Source organism: Rahnella aceris (assembly GCF_011684115.1).
Classification (GTDB): Bacteria; Pseudomonadota; Gammaproteobacteria; order Enterobacterales; family Enterobacteriaceae; genus Rahnella; species Rahnella aceris.
In genome coordinates this window covers 1,106,045-1,130,490 of sequence record NZ_JAADJV010000001.1, presented here as the reverse complement: position 1 = coordinate 1,130,490, position 24,446 = coordinate 1,106,045, and the positions used below count along the sequence as shown (strand labels likewise).

Sequence of the window (24,446 nt, the reverse complement as noted above, 5' to 3'; positions counted from 1 at the left end):
ATCGGGACTCACACACTTGCCGCCTTGCTGCAACTCCAATTATTTTGGGGAGTAATGACTCAATAAATTATTCGTTACTCGAACTCGTTCCAGGAACGGCCGTCGCGGGTGATCATCGCCACGGAAGCCACCGGCCCCCATGTCCCGGACTGATACGGTTTTGGTGCTTCGCTTTCCGCAGCCCATGCGTTCATGATGGAATCGACCCATTTCCAGGCTTCTTCCACTTCGTCACGACGGACGAACAGCGCCTGAATTCCACGCATGGTTTCCAGCAGCAGACGCTCGTAAGCATCAGCAATATGCTGTTCATTGAAGGTTTCAGTAAAGCTCAGATCCAGCTTGGTGGTTTGCAGACGGTGTTTGTGCTCAAGACCCGGCACTTTATTCAGCACTTCGATCTCGATACCTTCGTCCGGTTGCAGACGAATAGTCAGTTTGTTCTGCGGCAACTGCTGGTAAGAATCACGGAACAGGTTCAGCGCCGGGTTTTTGAAATACACCACGACCTCAGAACATTTGCTCGGCAGACGCTTACCGGTGCGCAGGTAGAATGGCACGCCCGCCCACTGCCAGTTGTCGATATCCACACGAATAGACACGAAAGTTTCGGTGCTGCTGGTTTTTTTCGCACCTTCTTCTTCCAGATAGCCAGGGACTTTTTTGCCCTGCACGAAGCCGGCTGTGTACTGGCCGCGCACGGTGTTTTCACGCACGTTTGACTGGTCGATACGACGCAGTGAGCGCAGCACTTTCACTTTTTCGTCACGGATACGGTCGGTGCTCAGATCAGCCGGAGGTGACATGGCGATCATGGTCAGAATTTGCAGCAAGTGGTTCTGGATCATGTCGCGCATCTGACCGGCGTCATCAAAGTAACCCCAGCGGCCTTCGATACCGACTTCTTCAGCGACCGTGATCTGCACATGATCAATGGTGCGGTTATCCCAGTTGCTGGCAAACAGATTGTTAGCGAAACGCAGTGCCAGCAGATTCAGTACCGTTTCTTTACCCAGATAGTGGTCGATACGGTAAACCTGGGACTCAGCGAAGTATTCCGCGACTTGATCGTTGATAACCTGAGAAGACTCCAGAGAGTGTCCCAGTGGTTTCTCCATCACGACGCGCGCAGGTTCTTTGTTCAGCCCTGCTTCGCCCAGACCGCGGCAAATCGCACCGAAGTGGCCTGGCGCGATCGCAAAGTAGTTAATGGTGGCGCGATTTTGCTGGTCAAGCATTTTGCCCAGCACTTTGAAATGCTTCACATCGTTGACATCAAGGTTACAGAAATCAAGACGGGCGCTGAGCTTATCCCACAGTTCCGGATCAATTTTTTCTTTCATGAAGGTGGTCAGTGCTTCTTTGACCACTTCGGTATAGGCCGCTTTGTCCCATTCCGCACGTCCGACACCGATGATGCGGGTGTCCGGGTGAATGTGACCCGCTTTCTCTAACTGATACAGGGAAGGCAACAGCTTACGGCGCGCAAGATCGCCCTTTGCACCGAAAATTACCAGATCACACGCCTGGGCTGTCTGAGTTACCGCCATGTTCTTCTCCTCAATGCAGGAATACCTAACATATTTCTGGTTGCTGTGCGTGAGCCGCAACTCGAATTATCTCGGGTACATATTGTAATTTTATTTCAGCAACAATGTACTCTGATTGCCCGTGAGCCGTAAACCATGTTCTGACAGGGGGATAACTCTGCGGAAAAGCTTGTTTTTATCATAAATGTCTCAGCGGATAGTAAAACCCACCACATTCTGTAATTTTATGACAAAACTGAACAGAATTTACCATACTGAAAGTTAGATCCCGGTCAAACTCTGACAAAAAAAGCGTTTTTTCGCCTGACTGACGCTGCCAACAGCATTAAGCGCGTAGTATATTTTCATCAAATCAACACGATTTCCTCTTTTCAAAGAAATCGTTGAAACCTATGAGTGTCATGCTTATGAATACGTTGGAAAAAATCCAGACCCACCTTGACATTCTGAGCAAGTCAGAACGCAAAGTCGCCGAAGTGATCCTGGCATCCCCACACATTGCAATCCACTCCAGTATTGCCACTCTCGCCCGCATGGCGGACGTCAGTGAACCTACTGTAAACCGTTTTTGCCGTCGCCTCGACACAAAAGGGTTTCCAGATTTTAAATTACATCTGGCACAAAGTCTGGCAAACGGCACACCTTATGTGAACCGTAACGTGGATGAAAGCGACAGCGTCAGCGCTTACACCAGCAAAATTTTCGAATCCGCTATGGCCAGCCTCGATCAGGTGAAAAATACTCTCGATATCGCTGCCATCAACCGCGCAGTCGATTTACTCACCCAGGCGAAAAAGATTTCTTTCTTTGGGCTGGGCGCATCGGCCGCAGTGGCGCATGATGCCATGAACAAATTCTTCCGCTTTAACATTCCCGTGGTGTATTTCGATGACATCGTCATGCAGCGCATGAGTTGCATGAATTCCAGCGAAGGCGATGTGGTGGTGTTGATTTCCCACACCGGCCGCACCAAAAATCTGGTCGAGCTGGCGCAACTTGCCCGCGAAAACGACGCTACGGTCATTGCCATCACGTCCTTTAATACGCCACTGGCGCATGAGGCCACGCTGGCTCTGTTACTGGATGTTCCGGAAGATACCGACGTTTATATGCCGATGGTTTCTCGAATCGCTCAGTTGACGTTGATTGATGTGCTGGCTACCGGGTTTACGCTGCGTCGTGGTGCAAAATTCAGAGATAACCTGAAGCGGGTCAAAGAAGCGTTGAAAGAATCGCGCTTTGATAAGGGAATGGTCGTCCCTAACCTGCCGGAGTAAGCTCGTCATGCGAGTCGGCACATCAAACCATTCATAGAATATATGAACAAATCATCATTGATTTAATAGGGAGTCTGGCGGGAAATCTACGCGCAAAGTGCGCAGGGTAAATGTCAGACATGAGGTCAGCGGGTCACACAGGTGAAACCCTTTTGTATTACAATTACACCTAAACCCAATGTGGGCTCGCTGTTTTTTTGCATTACCATGTTTCATCAGTTAACGGAGTTAGGCATGTCCAGAAGGCTCAGAAGAACGAAGATTGTTACCACGCTCGGCCCTGCAACTGACCGCGACAATAATCTTGAGAAGATCATTGCTGCTGGTGCGAACGTTGTGCGTATGAATTTCTCCCACGGAACCGCTGAAGATCACATTCTTCGCGCGAACAAAGTGCGTGAAATAGCCGCGCGTCTCGGCCGCCACGTCGCGATTCTTGGCGATCTGCAAGGTCCGAAAATCCGTGTATCGACCTTCAAGGAAGGTAAAGTTTTCCTCAATATCGGTGACAAATTCCTGCTCGATGCCAACATGAGCAAGGGTGAAGGCGATAAAGAAAAAGTCGGCATCGACTATAAAGGTCTCCCAGCTGATGTGGTGCCGGGTGATATTCTGTTACTTGATGACGGCCGTGTGCAGCTAAAAGTACTCGAAGTTCAGGGCATGAAAGTGTTCACGGAAGTGACCGTGGGCGGCCCGCTGTCTAACAATAAAGGCATCAATAAGCTGGGCGGAGGTCTTTCTGCCGAAGCGCTGACTGAGAAAGATAAAGCAGACATTATTACTGCGGCCAAAATGGACGTAGATTATCTGGCAGTTTCATTCCCACGCACCGGCGAAGATCTTAACTACGCGCGCCGTCTGGCACGCGATGCAGGCTGTAATGCGCAAATCGTGTCTAAAGTCGAACGCGCTGAAGCGGTGGCGTCAGATGAAGCAATGGATGACATCATTCTGGCATCCGATGTCGTGATGGTGGCCCGCGGTGACCTGGGTGTTGAAATCGGCGACCCTGAGCTGGTGGGTATCCAGAAAAAACTGATCCGTCGTGCACGTCAGCTGAACCGCGCGGTGATCACTGCGACCCAGATGATGGAATCGATGATCACTAACCCGATGCCAACCCGTGCAGAAGTGATGGACGTAGCGAACGCCGTGCTCGATGGCACAGATGCGGTCATGCTGTCAGCGGAAACGGCTGCCGGTCAATATCCTGCTGAAACTGTGGCAGCCATGGCGCGCGTATGTCTGGGCGCAGAAAAAATCCCAAGCATTAACGTTTCCAAACACCGCCTGGACGTGGAATTCGATAACATCGAAGAAGCCATTGCAATGTCCGCCATGTACGCGGCAAACCACCTGAAAGGGGTCACGGCGATCATTTCCATGACCGAGTCCGGGCGTACCGCGCTGATGTTGTCACGTATCAGCTCCGGCCTGCCGATCTTTGCCATGTCGCGCCACGAACACACACTGAATCTGACCGCGATTTACCGCGGCGTTACCCCTGTCTTCTTCGACAGCGCAAATGACGGCGTAGCGGGCGCACAGGATGCCGTGAACTTACTGCGTGATAAAGGTTACCTTTTGTCAGGCGATCTGGTGATCATCACCCAGGGTGATGTCATGAGCACCGTCGGTACCACCAATACCAGCCGTATACTGCGTGTTGAATAATAGTTAAATGTAATAAGATATAAACATATGGCCGATCATCGTGATCGGCCTTTTTTATTTTCGTCCTGCACCTGAATCTATTACTCCCTCCTGCTGGTCAGTGAACAGTCTTAATTTGATCATTATTTTGCCATTCGTTTGAAATAATCAGGTTCACTGCATAAATCATTGCGTGATGAAAATTCATTACACCTACAAACATTGCGCTTAAATATAACTTTTTATCGCAAGACAACCCTTCTTTTAAGTCAGCAAACGTATAACAAATACAGATTCATCTCATAGGAATGTGTACTCCGAACTTATCCTTCAGAAATTTATGTGACACACATCACATTAAACAATCAAAAAGTTCTGTTATGGGCAAATGTTCAATGTCGTTGTTGAATGATAATGATTTGCATTTATAATGATTCTCAATCGTTAAAACCTTGTATAAGTCCGCACTAAGGAATCCAAACAAGACATATCACTGCTTATTTTTTATAACATAAAATATTTAACCATACACTTTACAGGCATGGCCATCAGCCCTGCCTGCTGATGCTTACGTTCACTGCTAAATCCTGACTTTATCCGGGTGGCCGCCCCACGCCTGCTGAGGATGAAAAGGACTAACCAAAAGGATCCAGAATGAGCCAGATAAATAACTGGGAATTAATGCAATCCGCCACTCAAGACCTGACAATCACTCAGGCGAATATAAGCAAAAATAAAGGTTATATTTTTAACCAGAACAGCACTTCTGAATGGCAGATACTGATTGAGCAAGGCCTCGAATTAATTAAATCCCATATTAACCATACTGAGAAACCTTTTTCCGGCGTTTCTCCGGCTGAATTAGCCGAGCAATTTCGCCATATTGACCTGACCAAACCTTTAGACGGAACGCGGCTGGCGCTGGAAGAACTGGATGATTTATATCTTCAGCACGCGGTCTATTTCCACCATCCGAAATACCTCGCGCATCTCAACTGTCCGACCGTAGTACCTTCCCAACTGGCGGAACTGTTTATCAGCGCCATCAACTCCTCGGTGGATACCTGGGATCAGAGCGCAGGCGGCACACTCATCGAGCAAAAAGTTATTGACTGGACACTCGCCCGTATCGGTTTTGGCGCACAGTCAGATGGTATTTTCACCAGCGGCGGTACGCAGTCTAATCTGATGGCAATGCTGCTGGCACGAGACAGTCATTGCAAACGCACCCGCCCGCAGCACAGCATCAAGTACCAGGGGCTGCCGCCGGAAGCCAACCGCTGGCGTATTTTCAGTTCACAGGTCAGCCATTTCAGTATTCAGAAATCCGCTGCCCTGCTCGGCCTGGGTTATGACGCCGTGGTGCCAGTCGCCTGCGACAGCGCTTTCCGTATGGATATTGCCGCGCTCCGTCAGGAAATTGAGCGCTGCCACACTGAAGGGTTGATTCCAATTGCGGTCGTGGCAACCGCCGGTACGACCGACTTTGGCAGCATTGACCCGCTGAATGAGATCGCTGAAATCTGCCGCCAGGAAAAAATCTGGATGCATGCTGATGCCGCATACGGCTGCGGTTTGCTGGTTTCACCTCAGCATCGCCAGCGCATTGAAGGGATCCATCTGGCCGATTCCGTTACCGTGGATTATCACAAATCCTTCTTCCAGCCGGTGAGCTGCAGCGCGTTTCTGGTTAACGATCACAGCCATCTGGAGCACGTCACGCACCACGCTGAATACCTGAATCCGCTGAGTGCGAAACTGGAAGGCACGCCAAATCTGGTGAACAAAAGTATCCAGACCACCAAACGTTTTGATGCCCTCAAAATGTGGCTGACGTTGCGCATTATGGGTCAACAAGCACTGGGGGAATCATTTGATGTGCTGCTGGCACGCGCAACAGAAACGCATCAGATGATGGAACAAAATCCGAATATCGAAGTGCTGCATAAACCGGAACTGAGCACGCTGGTATTCCGTTTTGTGCCGCGTATCTCCATGAGTCATGAACAGATTGACGAAATCAATGCCGGGATCCGCAAGGCCATTTTCCGCGACGGCAGCGCCGTTATCGCCGGTACCAAAGTGCATCAGCGTCAGTATCTGAAATTCACCTTACTGAACCCCACCACCACCAGGGAAGACGTTGCCGATGTGCTCAGCCTGATCACGCATTACGGCAAAGAACTGACTGCCAGCGCGCTGAGCGCCGCGAAAAACCGGTAAAAGGAGCCGCACCATGAATATCCATTCAAACGACCAAACGTATGATTTCATCGCCGTGGGCATCGGCCCGTTTAACCTCGGGCTGGCCTGTCTGACTGAACCGGTGAAAGAGCTGAACGGTCTGTTTTTAGACCAGAATGACAGCTTCGACTGGCACACCGGTATGATGCTGGAAAGCGCGCATTTACAGACGCCGTTCATGGCAGATCTGGTGACTCTCGCCGATCCGACCAGCCCTTACAGCTTCCTGAATTACCTGAAATTACAGGGGAAACTTTACTCGTTCTACATCCGTGAAGACTTCTTCATGATGCGTAAAGAGTTCAATCAGTATTGCCAGTGGGCATGCAGCCAACTGACCAGCCTGCAATTCTCCACGCGCGTGGAACTGGTCACCTGGGATGCCGTGCAGGAATGCTATCTGGTTGAAACGCGCTCAACCAAAAGCGGCGAAAAGCAGATTTACCGCACCAAAAGGCTGGTTCTCGGCACAGGACCGTCGCCGTGGATACCCGCCTGTGCGCGGGATGCCGGCAGGAACGTGCATCATTCCTCGGCCTATTTGCCGAACAAAGAGCAGGTACAGAATTCGAAATCCATTACCGTGGTCGGCAGCGGCCAGAGTGCCGCAGAAATTTACTATGACCTGCTCTCTGATATCGATAAGCACGATTACCACCTGACCTGGGTGACCCGCGCTCCGCGTTTCTACCCGCTGGAATACAGCAAACTGACGCTGGAAATGACCTCACCGGAATACATCGATTATTTCCACGCGCTGCCAATGAGCAAGCGCGATCAGCTCAATCGTGAACAAAAATGCCTGTATAAGGGCATTAACATCAGTCTGATCAACGACATTTATGATCTGATGTACGTCAAACGTCTCGACGGCCCGCTGAATGTCAATTTGTATACACATTCGGAACTGAAAGCACTGACCCGCAGCCGCAGCGGCGAACTGGAAATGACCCTGCTCCACCACGAACAACAACAGGAATACCAACACCGCACGGAATCCGTGATCCTCGCAACGGGTTACGGCTATCAGCCACCGCAGTTTGTTGAAGGCATTTACAACCGTATTCAGTGGGATGACTCGGGCCGTTACGCCGTCAGGCGCAATTACAGCATCGATGCGCACAACCAGATTTTCGTACAAAACGCCGAGCTGCACACGCACGGCTTCGTCACTCCGGATCTGGGCATGGCGTGCTACCGCAACAGCACCATAATCCGCGAGATGCTCGGCAGTGAAGTGTATCCGCTGGAGAAATCCATCGCCTTCCAGACCTTTGGGTCCCGCATCCCTGGCGCAAACTAACGGAGAATTTACCCATGTCTGATGCCATTTCAACCGCCGTATTCTCCTGCCAGCGCGACGCAGGAAAACTGTCTTTACGCCCGCTGGCGCTGGAGAAAGATGCCGCCGTTTTACATGACTGGATGACGCAGCCCTACGCACATTTCTGGGGAATGCAGAACAGTACCCTCGCAGAAGTCGACAGCTTCTATCGCAACCTGACTCACGGTAAACCGCTGGCGGCGCTGATGGGCGAAATAGACGGTCAGCCGCAATTTCTCATCGAATGCTATCCGGTTCAGGATGATCCGTTGCATGAACATTACGACGTCCGGCCCGGCGATATGGGCATGCATATTCTGCTCTCTCCGGCCGAAAAACCGGTGTCAGGCTTCAGCTGGCAGGTGTTCTCGGCCGTGATGGAATACCTGTTCAGCCAGCCCGAAGTCCGCCGCATAGTGGTCGAGCCGGATGTTCGTAACGAAAAGATTCACAAGCTGAATAAGCGCGCCGGTTTCCGCTATCAGAAACAAATTCAACTGACACACAAAACTGCATGGCTGGCATTTTGCCAGCGTGAAGATTTTTTTCAGGCAAGCCAGAAGGAAAAACACACCATGACTCCTGCAAATCTGCAAACCGGTGAGCACCTGCAACCGGAACTCTGGGCAAAAGCGAATGCCCTGCTGCTGCGTAAATGCCTGGCGGAACTGACCCATGAACGTCTGCTCGCGCCGCAGGCGTTGAAAACGACCGGCACCTGGACTGACTATCAGCTGGCAGTACCGGCCTCGGAAATAGAATATCGTTTCCGTGCCCGCCAGTTGCCTCTGAATGACTGGATGATTGATCTCGACAGCATTCAGCGCCTGGATAATTTTATCCCGCAGCCGCTGGACGCGGTTAAATTTATCATTGAATTCGCGGAGCAAATTGGTATTTCCCAGGCCATGCTGTCGACCTATCTGGAAGAAATCAGCAGCACGCTTTACAGCAGTGCCTACAAATTGGCAAACAATCACACCACAGCAAAACAACTGTCGCAGGCCGATTTCCAGACCGTCGAAACCAGCATGACCGAAGGCCATCCGAGCTTTATCGCCAACAACGGCCGTATCGGTTTTGATGCCGGTGATTATGTCCGTTACGCGCCGGAAGCGGCCAATCCACTGCAATTGGTCTGGGTGGCGGTTCATCATGACAAAGCACATTTCGCCAGTGTCGAAGGTTTACCGTATGAAAAACTGATCGCGGAAGAACTGGGTGAAGCGCAGATTTGTGCTTTCACGCAAAAGCTGGTTGATAAAGATGTCGACCCGAAAAATTACTACTTCATGCCGGTACATCCGTGGCAGTGGCAGAACAAATTACTGACCGTCTTCGCACCGGATATCGCCCGTCAGTTTCTGATTTATCTCGGTGAAGGTGATGATAACTATCTGGCACAACAGTCGATCCGCACTTTCTACAATGCCAGCCGTCCGAAAGGACGTTACGTTAAAACGGCGCTGTCGATCCTGAACATGGGCTTTATGCGCGGGCTTTCACCTTACTATATGGCGACCACTCCGGGCATTAATGAATGGCTGGCGGATCTGGTCGAAAACGATGCGTATCTGCAATCCACCGGTTTCAGCATTTTGCAGGAAGTGGCGTCACTCGGTTACCACAATCACTATTTCGAGCAAGCCATCAAAGGCGACAGCGCGTACAAGAAAATGTTTGCGGCGTTGTGGCGCGAAAATCCGGTCGCTTTGTTGCAGCCAAATCAGCGTCTGATGACCATGGCCGCCCTGCTGCACACCGATAAACACGGCGATGCGCTGATTGTCGAGATGATCAAATCATCCGGTCTGGCCACCGGCGACTGGCTTAAACGCTACATGCACGCCTATCTCAGCCCGCTGCTGCACTGCTTTTATCAGTACGACCTGGTGTTTATGCCGCATGGCGAAAACCTGATCCTGCGGTTCGAAAACAATATTCCGGTGAATGCTTTCATGAAGGATATCGCCGAGGAAATTGCGGTGATGAACCCCGACGCCAGCCTGCCGGAAAAAGCCAAACGTCTGGCGGTGGACGTACCGGAAAATCTTAAAATTTTGTCGATTTTCACTGACGTCTTTGCCGGGGTATTCCGCTTTATCGCCCGTATTCTGGAAGAACATGGCAATTATCCTGCCGGGCAGTTCTGGCAGGTGGTAGCCGAAGTGGTACGCGACTATCAGATTCAGTATCCGGAACTGTCGGAGAAATTTGCCCGTTATGACATGTTTGGCGCCGAGTTTACGCACTCATGCCTGAACCGTCTGCAACTGGCGAATAACCAGCAGATGATCAACCTGTCAGATCCGGCGCAGAACCTGAAATTCGCCGGCACGCTGGAAAACCCGATTGCGGCCTATGCTAACCGCTACTGAAAACCCGGTTTAATCTGATGAAGCTTTAATGCCATGAATAGTAGCGCGGCTTTCACAGGCCGCGCTTTTTCGATTTTAAGACCCGGAGAATTAAGGTTATGTCGTCCGTTTCCGAACCCGCTTCGCGGCTGAATTTCCGCCAGTGGCTGTTCCCGCTGTCGCTGGTGCTATTCGAGTTCGCCACCTATATTGCTCACGATATGATCCAGCCGGGTATGCTGCAGGTGATCAGTGATTTCAGCGCAAGTGCCGACTGGGTTTCTACCTCGCTAACCGCTTATTTGTGCGGCGGTATTTTGCTGCAATGGCTGCTCGGGCCGCTTTCCGACCGCCTTGGGCGCAGGCCGGTGCTGCTGACAGGCGTGGCCTTTTTCACCGTCACCTGTCTGCTGACGGTTTTCACCCGAAACATTGAACAGTTCATTCTGATGCGTTTTTTACAGGGAATGAGCCTGTGCTTTATCGGCGCGGTAGGTTATGCCGCCATTCAGGAAGCGTTCAGTGAAACAATGAGCGTTAAACTGATGGCGCTGATGGCGAACATCACGTTGATCGCTCCCCTGCTCGGGCCGCTGGCTGGCGCGGCGTTTATTCATTACGCACCATGGAAAGCCATGTTTGCGTTGTTCTCACTGGTCTCTGCATTCTCATTCTGGGGGCTGTGGCGCAGTATGCCGGAAACCGCCAGCGGTCGCGGGGAGCGTTTTTCAATGCGCAGGCTACTGACCGATTACCGCGAAGTTTTCACCAACAAAGGCGTGGTGCTTGGTTCGCTGTCTATCGGGTTGATCACCCTGCCGTTGCTGGCGTGGGTGGCGCAGTCGCCGGTATTACTGATTCAGGATGGCGGAATGACGCCGCTACAGTACGGATGGTGGCAAGTGCCGGTATTTACCGGATTGATTATCGGTAACATCACGCTCAGCAAACTCAGTGGCAAAGTGAATATCCGCACGCCTGTCTGGCTCGGTCTCGCGCCGATAGTTCTCGGTCTGGCAGTCAGTGCTTATGCCGCGCTGTTTATGGTACATGCCTGGGGCTGGATGATTGGCGGGCTGAGCCTCTATGCGCTGGGCTCGGGACTGGTAAATGCCGGGCTTTACCGCCTGACGCTGTTTTCCAGCCCGACCGGTAAAGGCACGGTCGCCGCTGCACTTGGGCTGCTCACCATTGTGGTTTTTGCGGCGGGTATAGAAGTGGCAAAGCAGTTATATTTCGCACTGGGCAACGGCATTTTTATGCTGGCAGGCATGATTTCCGGTGTCACCGGCACATTGCTGATTGCAGTGTTTCTCAAACGTATCCCTGAAAAAGCATAAAAAAAAGCTGAGGTGCGAGCCTCAGCTTTTTCAAATCTTTTTACCGTTACTTTTTGGGATAAAGCTCTTTGCGTGAATAGGGCTCAGGCTCACCCGGTTTGCGGGTTTTAAGCAACTTGAGGATCCAGGTGTACTGTTCCGGATTCGGCCCGACCAGCACTTCCACTTCCTCATTCATCCGGCGCGCAATGCGGTTATCATCGGCAGTTGCCAGATCATCCATTGGCGGGCGCACATAAATATCGAGACGTTGTTCGTGGCCGTTATACACCGGAAACAACGGTATGATCGACGCACGGCACACTTTCATCAGGCGTCCGACCGCAGGCAATGTCGCCTTGTAGGTCGCGAAGAAATCGACGAACTCGCTGTGCTCAGCACCGTGATCCTGATCCGGCAGATAGTAGCCCCAGTATCCCTGACGCACCGAACTGATAAACGGCTTGATGCCATCATTACGCGCATGCATCCGGCCACCAAAACGACGGCGAACGGTATTCCACAGATAATCGGTCAGCGGGTTTTTCTGATTATGGAACATGGCGGCCATCGGATGTCCGTCAGCGGCCATCAGCATCGCCGGAATATCCACAGCCCATCCGTGTGGCACCAGAAAAATCACATTTTTACCTTCGGCATGCATCTGATCGACAATTTCCTTGCCGTGCCAGTGAACGCGCTGCATGACTTTTTTGGGGTCACGGATCGCCAGTTCAGCCATCATCACCATGGATTGTGGCGCGGTGGCAAACATTTCATCGATGATATGTTCACGCTCCGCTTCAGAGGTTTCCGGCAGGCAGTACAGCAGATTAATTTGCGCACGACGACGTGCGCCTTTCGCAAACTTTCCGGCCAGACGGCCAAGACTGCCTAATATAGGGTCACGAACCTTTGCGGGCAGATACGCCATTGCGGCCATCGCTCCGACGCCCAGCCAGACGCCCCAGTAACGCGGATAATAGAAGGCTTTCTGAAACTGCGGAATAAATTCTACGGTAGATCGTTTTTCTTTTTCTGGCTGCATGCTCAGGCTCTTATGACAAATTCTGCCTTAATGATAAGTGCAGTGATTTATTTTGCAATAAATCACTGCCTCACAACATTAAGCGCAAAAGGGGATCCTGAACGGTCAGTCCAGCTTCAGTTGAGGAACAACCTGACGAACGGTGGCCAGGTAAGTACTGCGATCTTTACCTGTCAGCCCTTCGGTGCGCGGCAGTTTAGCCGTCAGCGGATTCACAGCCAGCTGGTTAATCCACATTTCAAAGTGCAGATGCGGGCCGGTTGAGCGACCAGTATTGCCGGAAAGCGCGATGCGATCCCCCCGTTTCACTTTCTGACCGGGTTTCACCAACAGTTTACGCAGATGCATATAACGGGTCATGTACTGACGACCATGACGAATGGCCACATAGTTACCCGCAGCGCCGCCGTTCTTGGCAACGACCACTTCGCCATCACCCACCGCCAGAACAGGCGTACCGACAGGTACGGCGAAATCGACGCCACGGTGCGGCGCAATACGCCCGGTCACCGGGTTCAGACGACGCGGATTGAAGTTAGACGAAACGCGGTACTGTTTGCCCGTCGGGAAGCGCAGGAAACCTTTCGCCAGCCCGCTGCCGGTACGGTCATAGAACTTACCGTCTTCGGCGCGCACGGCATAGTAGTCTTTACCGCCAGTGCGCATACGCACTGCCTGCAATTCACTTTGCTCGTTCTTACCGTCCAGCACTTCGTTGGACATCAGTACTGCAAAGTCGTCGCCTTTCTTCAATTTACGGAAATCGAGTTGCCATTGCAGCGCCTTAATGACAGCACTGACTTCAGCGCTGCTCAGCCCTGCCGCTTTGGCACTGGTGACAAAACTGCCGTTCAGCGTCCCTTTCAATACGGAGTCTTTCCATTCCCCTTTCAGGGTTTCCAGAGACGATTTGAAGGTATTGCCGGAACGGTCAAAGGTATAGGTTTCGCGACGTGATTTTTCCCACGTCAGACGCTGTAAATCCCCGGCATCGTTAAGTGTCCAGGAAATCTGCTGGCCGATTTTCAGGTTACGTAAATCACGGTTGGCGTCAGAAAGCGCAGCAATTTCCGACATATCAATGCCGTACTGATTCAGAATGCTGCTGAGGGTATCGCCGGTAGAAACCACATACTCATGCACGCCCGCTTCATTGACAGTTTTATCGTCAAGATCATCTTGCGGAATGTCATCATCAGCGGGGGGAGACTGGTCGATAGGTTCGCTGGCTTCGGGAAGCAGTGAACGCAGTTGCTGATTATCAAGTGTGATATTTTTAACCAGCGGTCGGGTATCAGAAAGGTCATTGTCCGGGTGGTAAGCTAACGGTTTCCATACGGCCACAGCCAGTGTGACGACGGTAAGAGACCCCAGCATAATGCGATGGGGCCGTGGAAGGTTGCTATACGCCAGAGCGATAGATCGGGCTATCAGCTGCACTTAAATTCTGTCCTTTTAGCTTACTTCAGGCAGCTCAGGTACTGGTTCGTCAGCTGTGACAAAAAGTTCACATAGCTGTCCGCACCCAGTGCAATGCTGCTCCCCAGAGGATCCAATGTGCCCATACGCACTTTTGTTCCCTGGGCAACAGCCGTTATGACGGCCGGCCTGAATTGTGGCTCAGCAAAAACGCAGGTCGCTTTTTGCTCAACCAACTGTGTTCGAATGAGATGTAATCGCTGTGCACCGGGTTGAATTTCGGGATTGATCGTAAAGTGACCAAGTGGCGAAAGGCCGAAGTGTTTTTCAAAGTAGCCATAGGCATCGTGAAAAACAAAATATCCCTTACCCTGAACAGGTTGCAGAATACTACCAAGGTTTTTGTCAGCTTTTGTCAAGGTGTCTTCAAAATGAGATAAATTTGCATCTAATTGTTGCTTTTTTTGCGGAACCAGCGCTACGAGCTTGTTATGGATCACAATAGCAGCCTCGCGGGCAATTTCCGGCGACAGCCAGACATGCATATTGTATTCGCCATGATGATGATCAGCGTCATCGTGATCATGGTCATGATCAGCCTCATGTTCGTCATCATCACTGCCCTTAATCAGCAGCGGTTTCACTGCCGGTAACGTCGCGATGGCCACCTGACGGTTCGGCGACAACTGCGCCGCAGATTTGGTCATGAAAGCTTCCATTTCCGGCCCCACCCACACCACCAGATCGGCGCTACGCATGCGTGCAATATCCGAAGGGCGTAAGGCGAAATCATGTGGAGATGTGCCGTCCGGCAGCAACACTTCCGTCGGCATAACACCATCGGCAATGGCTGATGCGATAAAACCCAGCGGGCGTACGGAAGCCAGAACCACGGCCTGCGTGCTGAAAACCGCGCCTGAACTCAATATTGCGGCTGCCAGAAACATCCGTTTAACGCTTTTTTTCTGTATCATGCTGAGTGAACTCATCTTCAGGTTGGGGGAAAACTGGTTATTTTTAGCGAAACGCAATATTATAACATCCGATTTGTTCTGCAAGACCCTATGACATGCCCACATTAGCTACGCTCCAAAATATTTCAGTGACTTTCGGTTCGCGACGCGTGTTGTCCAACATCTCGCTAAGCCTGCAACCGGGGAAAATTCTGACCCTTCTCGGCCCAAATGGCGCAGGGAAATCCACATTAGTGCGCGTTGTGCTTGGCCTGATTGCGCCGACAGAAGGCACGATGACTTGCGAACCCGGTTTACGTATCGGCTATGTTCCGCAAAAAATTCATCTTGATCCCACCATGCCGCTGACCGTCAGCCGCTTTATGCGACTGAAACCCGGTGTGAAGAAAAGCGATATTCTGCCCGCGCTCAAACGCGTACAGGCTGCGCACCTGCTGGATCAACCGATGCAAAAACTCTCCGGCGGCGAAAATCAGCGTGTTTTACTGGCGCGTGCGTTAATGAACAGCCCGCAGTTACTGGTGCTCGATGAACCGACGCAAGGTGTTGACGTCAACGGACAACTGGCGCTGTACAACCTGATCGACAGCCTGCGCTGCGAATTGGGGTGCGCGGTGCTGATGGTGTCGCATGACTTGCATCTGGTGATGGCGAAAACGGACGAAGTGCTGTGCCTGAACCAGCACATCTGCTGTTCCGGCTCGCCGGAAGTGGTCTCTACGCATCCGGAATTTATTGCGATGTTCGGTAACCGTGGCGCCGAGCAACTGGCGATTTACCGTCACAACCACAACCATCGTCATGATTTAAAGGGAAAGATAATTTTGCGCAACACCGGAGGTCGTGACGCATGATCGCGCTGTTATTACCCGGCTGGCTGGCGGGTGTATTGCTGGCGATTGCCGCTGGCCCGCTGGGCTCGTTTGTCGTCTGGCGCCGCATGTCCTATTTTGGCGATACGCTGGCCCATGCCTCTCTGCTCGGCGTAGCGTTTGGCTTACTGCTTAATGTTAATCCTTTCTATACCGTTATCGCCGTCACGTTATTGCTGGCCGTGTTACTGGTGGTGCTCGAGCGGAAACCGCATCTGGCCGTCGATACCCTGCTCGGAATTATGGCGCACAGCGCCCTGTCACTCGGTCTGGTGGTGGTCAGCCTGATGTCCGGCGTACGTGTGGATCTGATGGCGTATTTGTTTGGTGATTTGCTGTCAGTGACCTACAGCGATATCTGGATGATTGGTGCTGGCGTAACGGTGGTGATTGCGGTGCTGTGCTGGCAATGGCGGGCATTGCTTTCCATGACCATCAGCCCGGAACTTGCTCATGTTGATGGCGTAAAACTGCAACGCACACGTATCGTCCTGATGCTGGTAACAGCGCTGACGATCGGTCTGGCGATGAAGTTCGTCGGCGCGCTGATCATCACCTCGTTGCTGATTATCCCCGCCGCGACAGCGCGACGCTTCGCTAAAACGCCTGAGCAAATGGCCTGCGTCGCGGTAGCGGTTGGCATCATTGCGGTGACCGGCGGCCTGACGTTCTCTGCATTCTATGATACGCCTGCTGGCCCTTCTGTCGTGCTGTGCGCTGCGGTGCTGTTTATGCTCAGCCTCAGTAAAAAACAGATTGCCTGACCGCAACGCCAGAAACAGAAACGGACGCCCTGAGCGTCCGTTTTTTATGCCTTTTCTTCCTGGCTTTTCTCCCGTGCCTCCCGCTCTTCCTGCGCTGCTTCCTGCCTTGCCTGCCGCCAGTGCAGCACCGGTGATACGGTTATGCCGTGGATCACCACGCTGGTGACAATCACCGTGAACGCGATGTTGGTCATATAGTTGGCGTCCGCGCCATGCAATCCGTGCGTCCAGGCGTAAGCGATATAGTTCATACTGCCGATACCGCGAATACCAAACCAGCCAATCATCAGCCGCCTGCCCTTGGGCACGTGTACGCCTATTGTCGTGATATAAACAGCCAGAGGACGGATGACGATAAACAGCAGCGCAGCGATCAACAGCCCCATCGGCTCCCAGTGTTCCGCCAGCGTTATCCCGAGCACCATGACAATCCCGGCGGCAAAAATCCGCTCAATGGTATCGCCAAATGACAGTGCATCACCCACCATCAGTCCGATCGAATTGCGCGGCATTTCAGCTTGCATCGAATGACGCTGGTGTGGATTGACCATGCCTTCAGCGGGTGGCGGGCGCGACCCGTCCGTCAGATCCTCCGGCGGATGCAAAGAGACCACGCGCACTTCCGCGCTGCGCAACCCGACACCGGCGGCAAAGGCTGCAAGGAAACCGGAAGCATCAAGAGATTGTGCGGCCGCGTAACTGAGCGCAATCAGTGACAACGCCAGAAAATCACTCGGTGCGACCGTACGCTGACGGCTGTGAAAACGCGTCGCACTTAGCCCGACCAGTTTCCCCATCGCGAAGCCAATTGCCAGCCCGCCGAGCAATGCCCAGATCACATCGCGCCATGCCCAGTGCCACAATTCTTGTGAAGATAATCCTTCATGCGCGGTAAACAACATCAGCGCCAGCATCAGGATGGGCAGCGCGGAACCATCATTCATCCCCGCCTCGCTGGAAAGTGCAACCCTGAGTCCGTCATCATCATTGGCATCATTCACTGCAATCATGCTGGCCAGCACCGGATCCGTCGGCGCAATGATGGCACCCAACGCAAGAGCCAGTGGCCATGAAATACCTGTAATGTAATGGGCAATAGCCGCGACGCACAGGACGGTCAGTAACATGGCAGGAAAAGCCAGTAACACACCGACGCGCCAGCTTTGTGCGCGAAAGGGCAACCGGAGTTTCAGTCCGGTAATAAATAATGACGCCGCCATGGCGATTTCAGTGAAATGTGCGGTGAGGGTGGAATACGCCACCAGATCGATATGCAGTAAATCCAAAACCCAGGGACCGCAGACGATCCCTGCGGCCAGATATAAACCAAACGTCGTCACCGGACCGCGGGAAATCCACCCCGATGCGAGTGACATAATCAATAGCAGTCCTCCGACCGCCGCTGTCCAACCTAAAAATCCCATGTCTATCCCATACTAAATATCAATCTATTAAGCATAGTACATGTATGCAGATGAATGATTTTTCAGATAAATAACATCAGGCACAAATGGCGCGGTGTATTCTTAGCCGGTAGGCTAAAATTGATTTTTATCCGGGAAAAGACGAGTCATAAAATGATTAAATACAGTGTGCTGTATCCAAATATCGAAAACGGAACCTTTGATCATGATTATTATCGTGATGTGCATTTACCGCTGATCAAACGCCGCATGGGCGAGTTTTGCCATTCTTACGCTATTGATAAAATGCCTGAGGGCGCTCCGGCTGAGTCGCCATTCATCGCCGCCTGCCATATCTATTGCAACTCAATGGAAGATTTTGAAAAAGGCATGAAAGACAATGCGGCAGATTTTGTCGCTGACGTGGCAAACTTCACCAATATCGAACCCGTGAAGATGATTTTCGACGTCGTTGTCTGAGCCATTCACCCTGCCCTGAAGGTAAAAAAGGCGATTAACCCGTCAGGTTAGCCGCCTTTTTTATTGTCGTGTGGACGCTGTATAAAACCCTGCCAGCGCCATTATTTCATCAGTAACTTTTTGATTGGCGCACTCGGCTCGCGCCTGATGGTATGCAAAAACTCCTGCGCCTTATCATTGACCGCATAATCGGCGGTGACGCCAAAATCCTGCACCATTGCCCACTTTTCAAACAGTGCTTCATCACTCTTACGCATAAACCACAGCATTCTGATTGCCGTTACCGCCACTTGTGGGATCTGCGTCACAGTGCCGTTGATCCACTTATTTAGCGTGCTGCGAGGCAGTCCCAACAGGATACACAACGCGGGCTGGTCGATATCCAGCCTCCGGACATAGTCCAGGAACTCATTTGCGTTATCTGCCATAAACTTATCTCCAATTTATATAACCCTGCTCATTGTACAGGAATCTCATAGATATTCCATCCCGTCGCTATTCGCTACGAGAACTCCTGATTTTCAGTGTCACTGACACAAAGATTAGTGTCTGCTAGCTACAAACAAACAAGCTAAGTGAAACAAATTCATGTAGCGCTATAACTTTACGTTTCTTGACATAAGTCAAACGTTCGTTGAATGCGTGAAGCAAGTCACATTCACCGCATGTATGATTTTCGTAAAGAGACAGAAAGAGCGTTCTGATAATGCTTCTTATTTGTCGCTAACAGATACTTATTTCAATATCGGAAAAAACAAATGACTGCACAAGTTTCAGAACGAATTCAACATAGCGCCGCTGCAAATCGCAAAGTTAATCGCGAGAATAAGATCCTCACGAAGCCATTTGGAATCTCTGCTGCTACGTTTTGCAGGATGCTTGCAGGGTCGTTACTGATGGTTAGTTCTGTAACTTTCATACAATCAGCCAGTGCGGCCTTCACATCGCAAGAAACGGATGCAGTTAATCAGTATCTTTCCGCACATCAGAGTTACCCAAATTACATAAAACAGGGAATTGAAAGCGCCACCAGTTTCCAGCAGGTACACGACTACCTGTTGAACAATACTTACTACAACGGAACCTCGACAGTTCCGGTAGACCAAATTTCGATGGCTGAGCCAATAAAAACAGAAACCGTGCCGTTAATTACTTTAACCCCCGCAGAACCCGCTAAAGATGGCGTTGTTATAAATGACCCTACTGGTAACCCTGTACTGATCACTCCGGTCAAAAATGACCCTACCGGGAATCCTGTGCTGATCACTCCGGCCAAAAATGACCCTACCGGGAACCCTGTGCTGATCACTCCGGCCAAAAATGACCCTACCGGGAATCCTGTACTGATCACTCCGGCCAAAAATGACCCTACCGGGAATCCTGTACTGATCACTCCGGCCAAAAATGACCCTACCGGGAATCCTGTACTGATCACTCCGGCCAAGAATGACCCTACCGGGAATCCTGTGCTGATCACTCCGGCCAAAAATGACCCTACCGGGAACCCTGTGCTGATCACTCCGGCCAAAAATGACCCTACCGGGAACCCTGTGCTGATCACTCCGGCCAAAAATGACCCTACCGGGAATCCCGTTAGTGTTAACACGACAGAGCAGCAGAATCCTGTTATTCCCAAAAAACAGGGGATTACATCGCAGCCCGGCTCCTCCCCCTATTCACAAGATATAAGGGTTCGTTCAAGCTATTACGACCAACAGATCACTGCCCTGAATGCCGAAGCTGAACAAAATCACGCCGAAATTCTCTCTGAATCTCACAGCCGTGCTGCCGCAGATGCTCAGGTGTTGCAGAAGTCTCAGGACTACACCAACTCAAAATTCTCCGCGTTAAAATCTGAGGTTGATGACAACAAAAAAGAAGCCGCTGCCGGATCGGCTTCCGCTATGGCGCAGGCCAATATCCCTCAGGTGCAGGAATCCCAACAGTTCGCGGTGGGTGCCGGTGTCGGCGGTTATGATGCGCAAAACGCTCTGTCCGTTGGCGCTTCATTCCATGCCAGCAGATCCACCATTGTCAAAATGTCAGTCTCCGACGACACGCAAAGTAACTTTGGTTATGGCGCTGGCGTGAGCCTTGGCTGGTAAATCGTTCCGGGGGCTCCGTCCCCCGTTCTTCCCTTTCAGGTAAATCTCAATGAAAAAATTTATCGTTTTTGCAGCCATTATCCTGCTTTCCGGTTGCTCTACTCAGGCTTCAAGAATGGCTGACTGCCAGTCACAGGGCGTCTCCAAAGATACCTGTTATATGGCTGAACAAAATCGTCAGACCGCCATTCAGAGTGTTGCCCTTAAGCAGGCAATGGAAAATGCCTCCACGCAATATGCCCAGGCCGCTAAAAAGATCGTGCATGCGCGCATTAAAGGTATCGACGTCAAAATCTTTCCTGCGGATAAACAGGGATATATCGAAGGGACCGCCGCATATCTTGATGAAGATAACGCAGATGCTCAGGTCTATCGCAAAGGCGTTTTCACAGCGATTTATTACAAGCGCACGCACAAGCTGGTTCTGATGCGTGACGGGCAAATTTATGGAAGGACGCCGATATGAAAAAGCACCACACCGATCAGTTCAGACATCTGCCACCGGGGCAGCAATATACCTGCCTGAAAATGTTACAGCGCGTTGAGGAAACCCCGCTGACCGACGGGGTGACCGGCGTCGCTGTATCGGTCATGATGAAAGACGGTCATACCGCCACACTCAGTAAATTCATCGCGCAACCTGATGAAATCTCAATTCTGGTCAGTTGGGAAAAAGAAAGAGAATAATGCACTCTGACTACGTTTTTATATCTCCTGCCCTCCTCTCCCGCCAGTCCCGCACTTCTGTTCTAGTATATAGAGGTGCGAAACCCACCTTCTCTGCACCTTTGCCCTAATTAATTGATGAGTCTGTTCAAAAATTTGCGTTTGTAACTCACGCCTTATGCGCGGACGATGGACTCTCATGCTCATGACTAACGCCTTACAGGCGCAGGAGTAAACGTGGGATTTTTAAGCGAATTTTTCGCCCGTATTACCGGCTCCAAAACCGGGCAGGATACGGTAAAAACATCACCTCAACAGGAGTTAAAGATGGCAAAAGTACTGGTTCTCTATCATTCCATGTATGGTCATATTGAAACTGTGATCGGATGATAATAAAAATCGGTAAAGTTCGCCCAAAAGCGCATTAAATAACAGTTGGTTAGAATCAGCCAAAATCGCCAACGACAAACTTATGCGATATTTGACTATTTTTTTTGCCCCACAGGTGCCCCATTGCTCGCCCCCTGCTCATACAGAATCAGAATACCTTTTAAACTACACAGCAGCAGCTCCCAGTTTTTTCTTCATATCACTGCGCTCACATCAGGGCGAACTTAAGTCAAATTAACCGTGCAAATACCGTTCAGGTTGTTTTAACATTGCCCACCCTTTTTATATGGATATTTGAATAATGGCTATACCAGCATATTTATGGTTGAAGGATGACGGCGGCGCGCTGATCAAAGGCGGTGTGGATGTTAACGGTCGGGAATACAGCATCGAGGTTAAGGGATTCCATCACAACCTGATGATCCCTACGGATAACGCGACGGGTAAAGTAACGGGGACCCGCATGCACTCCCCTTTACTGATCGTGAAGGACTTCGACTGTTCAAGCCCTTATATTTATAAAGCGGTGGCAACAGGCCAGAGTCTCGAATCTGCCGAGATTAAATGGTACCGGATTAACGACGCAGGCCAGGAAGTTGAGTATTTCAACATGTTGCTCGAAAAAGTTCGGATAGTGTCCATCTCTCCAGCTATGGCAACTGGTGATAATACTCAGGACAACCATCTTGAAACAGTAGAGTTACGCTACGAGAAAATTACGTGGAAGCATAACGACGGCAACATTATTTTTGCCGACTCCTGGAACGACCGCCAGACGGCTTAATGTGAAAAAAGGGGCGCTATGCCCCTTAATCGTAAAGCCACTTACCAGCCTTTGCAGACTCAATAATCATTTCAACAGTAAGAGTCTTGTACGACTTTTCTTTGTACTCCCGCCGCAGCCTAAACCACCACCACGGTAATTCGGGTTGAAAATAATCATCAATGTTGAAGTTGTCGTGTTTGATGTTATACCGTGTGAATAAATCTAAAAGCATTTCTTCCAGTTCTTCCGGTACAAAGTAAAAATGTTCTCTAAAAGTCCAGTCTTTGCTGACCGGTTTCTTCCGTTCACTGTAATTTTCAGTGATGTATTGAAGAATCTCACTTTCATCAATTGCCATCAGAAGTACGTCCACGCCACACGGTCTTGAGGATACGCAATGAGGTTGTATTTTTTACGAGTATCCCTTGCCACAAGAGCAACCATTACTACTGCCTGAGCGTAACCAAGATAAGGAACTGCGCGGCCGACGACAGCACCGACTTTGTTCGTATGGCGTACCTCGCCCAGTACCAATGATTCAATACGCATTCCGTCAGGGAATCTTGCATTATTAAAAATGCGTCTTGCCATCTTCGACGCTATGCTGATTTTGTTGCCTTTAGCCCCCAGTACCTTGCGCTTAGGTAAAATTGGCTGACCTGCAATAATGGTTGCGGCAGTTTCAACAGCCATTCCACTATGGTCTGCGAAAGATTCGATGAAGATAAGCCAGAACAGCTCTTCTTTCGTTACGTTGGCATGACCGTGATAGAAGTATGTTCCGTTTAGCGTTTCAGTTGTATCCATTCTCAATATCCTTTTGATTTGAAGGGTTTTAGAATAAACCCTGCGTCTTCAGCAGGCAATTAAATCAAATACACGGAATATCATCAAACTCATCGGTCGTCGCATCATTGATGATATGCGTAACGACGCCGAAAATTATCGTCGCCTCTCCTTCAAGATCCCCCCCACAATAAGCGTTTCTATTTCAGGCTGATCGAGGGATGCCGGATAGAACCCATTGCTCTTTGATGTATTTCGGAGCGGCAAGCATTTCTTCGCCCGCTTCCGTTTTTTTACCTTCAGCCCTATTCTGCTGGCCGGTCATCTTCATAAAGATCATTGGAGCTGTTTGAAATGAGCACACACAACATCATTCAGTTAGAGCCTAATGACTGGGTAACAGAAGATTTATTGATCGCGCTAACCAGGTTGAAGTCAGGCACGATTAACCAGGGGGACAAAGCAGCATCGAATAGATGTTCAATTGCGGGAATATGGCCGTTCAGTATCCCATGCCTGTACTTTCGTTTTCAGCCCAAGAGTAATGCGCCACAATGAAAACTCCGGCTATCATTATGCAGTGGGTTCCCTCAGCGCAATCTGGGAAACGGCACTGAAACGCGCAGGTTTAAAATATCGCAAGGCCTATCAGTCTCGTCACACCTATGCGTGCTGGTCGCTTTCTGCGGGTGCAAATCCGTCATTCATCGCATCACAGATGGGACATTCGAGCGCCCAGATGGTGTTTAACGTTTATGGCAGTTGGATGCCGGAAAGCAGCGCTGATCAGGTGACGATGCTAAACCAGAAGCTAAGCAGTTATGTCCCATGCATGCCCCATGGAGTAAAAGGGGCTGTATAAAATAAGCTTAATTGCCCTAATTAATTGATGAGTCTGTTCAAAAATTTGCGTTTGTAACTCACGCCTTATGCGCGGACGATGGACTCTCTTGCGCATGACTAACGCCTTACAGGCGCAGGAGTAAACGTGGGATTTTTAAGCGAATTTTTCGCCCGTATTACCGGCTCCAAAACCGGGCAGGATA

At 50.7% G+C, this 24,446-nt stretch carries 22 protein-coding genes and 3 pseudogenes; 16 read left to right on the top strand and 9 right to left on the bottom strand.

The features are described 5' to 3' along the window. Positions 1 to 74: 74 nt before the first annotated feature. Complete coding sequence (gene zwf, locus GW591_RS05105) at positions 75 to 1,550, bottom strand: glucose-6-phosphate dehydrogenase (protein ID WP_013575315.1); 1,476 nt, start codon at positions 1,548 to 1,550, stop codon at positions 75 to 77. A gap of 407 nt (positions 1,551 to 1,957) precedes the next feature. Between zwf and GW591_RS05100 the strand changes: the two genes are divergently transcribed. The 6 genes from GW591_RS05100 (at position 1,958) to GW591_RS05075 (ending at position 11,748) form a co-directional block, all read left to right on the top strand. Continuing rightward, positions 1,958 to 2,827 (top strand): MurR/RpiR family transcriptional regulator, encoded by an 870-nt coding sequence (locus GW591_RS05100; RefSeq protein WP_013575314.1) that lies wholly within the window; start codon positions 1,958 to 1,960, stop codon positions 2,825 to 2,827. A 234-nt stretch (positions 2,828 to 3,061) separates the two neighbouring features. Beyond that, on the top strand, positions 3,062 to 4,504 hold the full coding sequence (pyk, locus tag GW591_RS05095) for a pyruvate kinase (protein WP_013575313.1): 1,443 nt from the start codon (positions 3,062 to 3,064) through the stop codon (positions 4,502 to 4,504). Positions 4,505 to 5,137: 633 nt separating this feature from the next. After that, the gene (locus tag GW591_RS05090) at positions 5,138 to 6,706 is read left to right on the top strand and encodes a pyridoxal phosphate-dependent decarboxylase family protein (protein WP_166860220.1); all 1,569 of its coding nucleotides are present in this window, start codon (positions 5,138 to 5,140) and stop codon (positions 6,704 to 6,706) included. A 13-nt stretch (positions 6,707 to 6,719) separates the two neighbouring features. Next, positions 6,720 to 8,030, top strand: a complete 1,311-nt coding sequence (locus GW591_RS05085) for a lysine N(6)-hydroxylase/L-ornithine N(5)-oxygenase family protein (RefSeq protein WP_126124838.1) — start codon at positions 6,720 to 6,722, stop codon at positions 8,028 to 8,030. Between the two features lie 14 nt (positions 8,031 to 8,044). Then, a complete protein-coding gene (locus GW591_RS05080) occupies positions 8,045 to 10,429 on the top strand; it encodes a GNAT family N-acetyltransferase (protein ID WP_166860218.1) in 2,385 nt (794 codons plus the stop codon). Positions 10,430 to 10,527: 98 nt separating this feature from the next. Next, complete coding sequence (locus tag GW591_RS05075) at positions 10,528 to 11,748, top strand: MFS transporter (protein ID WP_013575309.1); 1,221 nt, start codon at positions 10,528 to 10,530, stop codon at positions 11,746 to 11,748. A 46-nt stretch (positions 11,749 to 11,794) separates the two neighbouring features. Here GW591_RS05075 and lpxM read toward each other — a convergent pair whose 3' ends face one another. From lpxM to znuA, 3 genes are all read right to left on the bottom strand, one after another. Continuing rightward, positions 11,795 to 12,775: a lauroyl-Kdo(2)-lipid IV(A) myristoyltransferase gene (lpxM, locus tag GW591_RS05070; RefSeq protein WP_037034697.1), complete on the bottom strand. Its 981-nt coding sequence runs from the start codon at positions 12,773 to 12,775 to the stop codon at positions 11,795 to 11,797. A gap of 105 nt (positions 12,776 to 12,880) precedes the next feature. Next, the gene (gene mepM / locus GW591_RS05065) at positions 12,881 to 14,215 is read right to left on the bottom strand and encodes a murein DD-endopeptidase MepM (protein WP_013575307.1); all 1,335 of its coding nucleotides are present in this window, start codon (positions 14,213 to 14,215) and stop codon (positions 12,881 to 12,883) included. Positions 14,216 to 14,235: 20 nt separating this feature from the next. Then, positions 14,236 to 15,168: a zinc ABC transporter substrate-binding protein ZnuA gene (znuA, locus tag GW591_RS05060; protein ID WP_015689879.1), complete on the bottom strand. Its 933-nt coding sequence runs from the start codon at positions 15,166 to 15,168 to the stop codon at positions 14,236 to 14,238. 95 nt (positions 15,169 to 15,263) lie between these two features. Here znuA and znuC point away from each other — a divergent pair, with 95 nt between their 5' ends. Continuing rightward, the gene (znuC, locus tag GW591_RS05055) at positions 15,264 to 16,022 is read left to right on the top strand and encodes a zinc ABC transporter ATP-binding protein ZnuC (protein ID WP_013575305.1); all 759 of its coding nucleotides are present in this window, start codon (positions 15,264 to 15,266) and stop codon (positions 16,020 to 16,022) included. After that, positions 16,019 to 16,804, top strand: coding sequence for a zinc ABC transporter permease subunit ZnuB (gene znuB / locus GW591_RS05050; protein ID WP_013575304.1), 786 nt, complete (start codon positions 16,019 to 16,021; stop codon positions 16,802 to 16,804). The genes znuC and znuB overlap by 4 nt, the downstream gene beginning before the upstream one ends. A 44-nt stretch (positions 16,805 to 16,848) precedes the next feature. Here the strand turns inward: znuB and GW591_RS05045 are convergent, their stop codons facing one another. After that, the gene (locus tag GW591_RS05045; RefSeq protein WP_013575303.1) at positions 16,849 to 18,228 is read right to left on the bottom strand and encodes a cation:proton antiporter; all 1,380 of its coding nucleotides are present in this window, start codon (positions 18,226 to 18,228) and stop codon (positions 16,849 to 16,851) included. Between the two features lie 153 nt (positions 18,229 to 18,381). Here GW591_RS05045 and GW591_RS05040 point away from each other — a divergent pair, with 153 nt between their 5' ends. After that, a complete protein-coding gene (locus tag GW591_RS05040) occupies positions 18,382 to 18,687 on the top strand; it encodes an EthD family reductase (protein ID WP_013575302.1) in 306 nt (101 codons plus the stop codon). Positions 18,688 to 18,788: 101 nt separating this feature from the next. Here GW591_RS05040 and GW591_RS05035 read toward each other — a convergent pair whose 3' ends face one another. Continuing rightward, positions 18,789 to 19,115 (bottom strand): hypothetical protein, encoded by a 327-nt coding sequence (locus GW591_RS05035; RefSeq protein ID WP_013575301.1) that lies wholly within the window; start codon positions 19,113 to 19,115, stop codon positions 18,789 to 18,791. Positions 19,116 to 19,445: 330 nt separating this feature from the next. On the opposite strand from GW591_RS05035, the gene GW591_RS05030 reads away from it, so the two are divergent. From GW591_RS05030 to GW591_RS05010, 5 genes are all read left to right on the top strand, one after another. Continuing rightward, on the top strand, positions 19,446 to 20,792 hold the full coding sequence (locus GW591_RS05030) for a YadA-like family protein (protein WP_166860215.1): 1,347 nt from the start codon (positions 19,446 to 19,448) through the stop codon (positions 20,790 to 20,792). A gap of 49 nt (positions 20,793 to 20,841) precedes the next feature. Then, entirely contained in the window at positions 20,842 to 21,258 is a 417-nt protein-coding gene (locus GW591_RS05025) for a hypothetical protein (protein ID WP_013575299.1), read from the top strand. Next, complete coding sequence (locus tag GW591_RS05020; protein WP_013575298.1) at positions 21,255 to 21,479, top strand: hypothetical protein; 225 nt, start codon at positions 21,255 to 21,257, stop codon at positions 21,477 to 21,479. Before GW591_RS05025 ends, GW591_RS05020 begins: the two co-directional genes overlap by 4 nt. Before the next feature lie 216 nt (positions 21,480 to 21,695). Next, positions 21,696 to 21,848 carry a hypothetical protein gene (locus GW591_RS05015; protein WP_225444883.1) on the top strand — a complete coding sequence of 51 codons (153 nt, stop codon included), beginning with the start codon at positions 21,696 to 21,698 and terminating at the stop codon, positions 21,846 to 21,848. A 301-nt stretch (positions 21,849 to 22,149) separates the two neighbouring features. Beyond that, positions 22,150 to 22,632 (top strand): Hcp family type VI secretion system effector, encoded by a 483-nt coding sequence (locus GW591_RS05010; protein ID WP_013575296.1) that lies wholly within the window; start codon positions 22,150 to 22,152, stop codon positions 22,630 to 22,632. Between the two features lie 25 nt (positions 22,633 to 22,657). Here GW591_RS05010 and GW591_RS05005 read toward each other — a convergent pair whose 3' ends face one another. The 3 genes and pseudogenes from GW591_RS05005 to GW591_RS24265 form a co-directional block, all read right to left on the bottom strand. After that, complete coding sequence (locus GW591_RS05005) at positions 22,658 to 22,972, bottom strand: DUF1493 family protein (protein ID WP_013575295.1); 315 nt, start codon at positions 22,970 to 22,972, stop codon at positions 22,658 to 22,660. Beyond that, entirely contained in the window at positions 22,972 to 23,421 is a 450-nt protein-coding gene (locus GW591_RS05000) for an STM2901 family protein (protein ID WP_121019392.1), read from the bottom strand. Before GW591_RS05000 ends, GW591_RS05005 begins: the two co-directional genes overlap by 1 nt. A gap of 64 nt (positions 23,422 to 23,485) precedes the next feature. Further along, a pseudogene (locus GW591_RS24265) lies at positions 23,486 to 23,587 on the bottom strand (DNA polymerase V); the annotation flags it as partial. Positions 23,588 to 23,754: 167 nt separating this feature from the next. Between GW591_RS24265 and GW591_RS24220 the strand changes: the two are divergent. Beyond that, positions 23,755 to 23,814, top strand: a pseudogene (locus GW591_RS24220) (excisionase family protein); the annotation flags it as partial. Between the two features lie 19 nt (positions 23,815 to 23,833). Then, positions 23,834 to 24,262: pseudogene (locus GW591_RS04990) on the top strand (tyrosine-type recombinase/integrase); the annotation flags it as partial. Positions 24,263 to 24,446 lie beyond the last annotated feature (184 nt).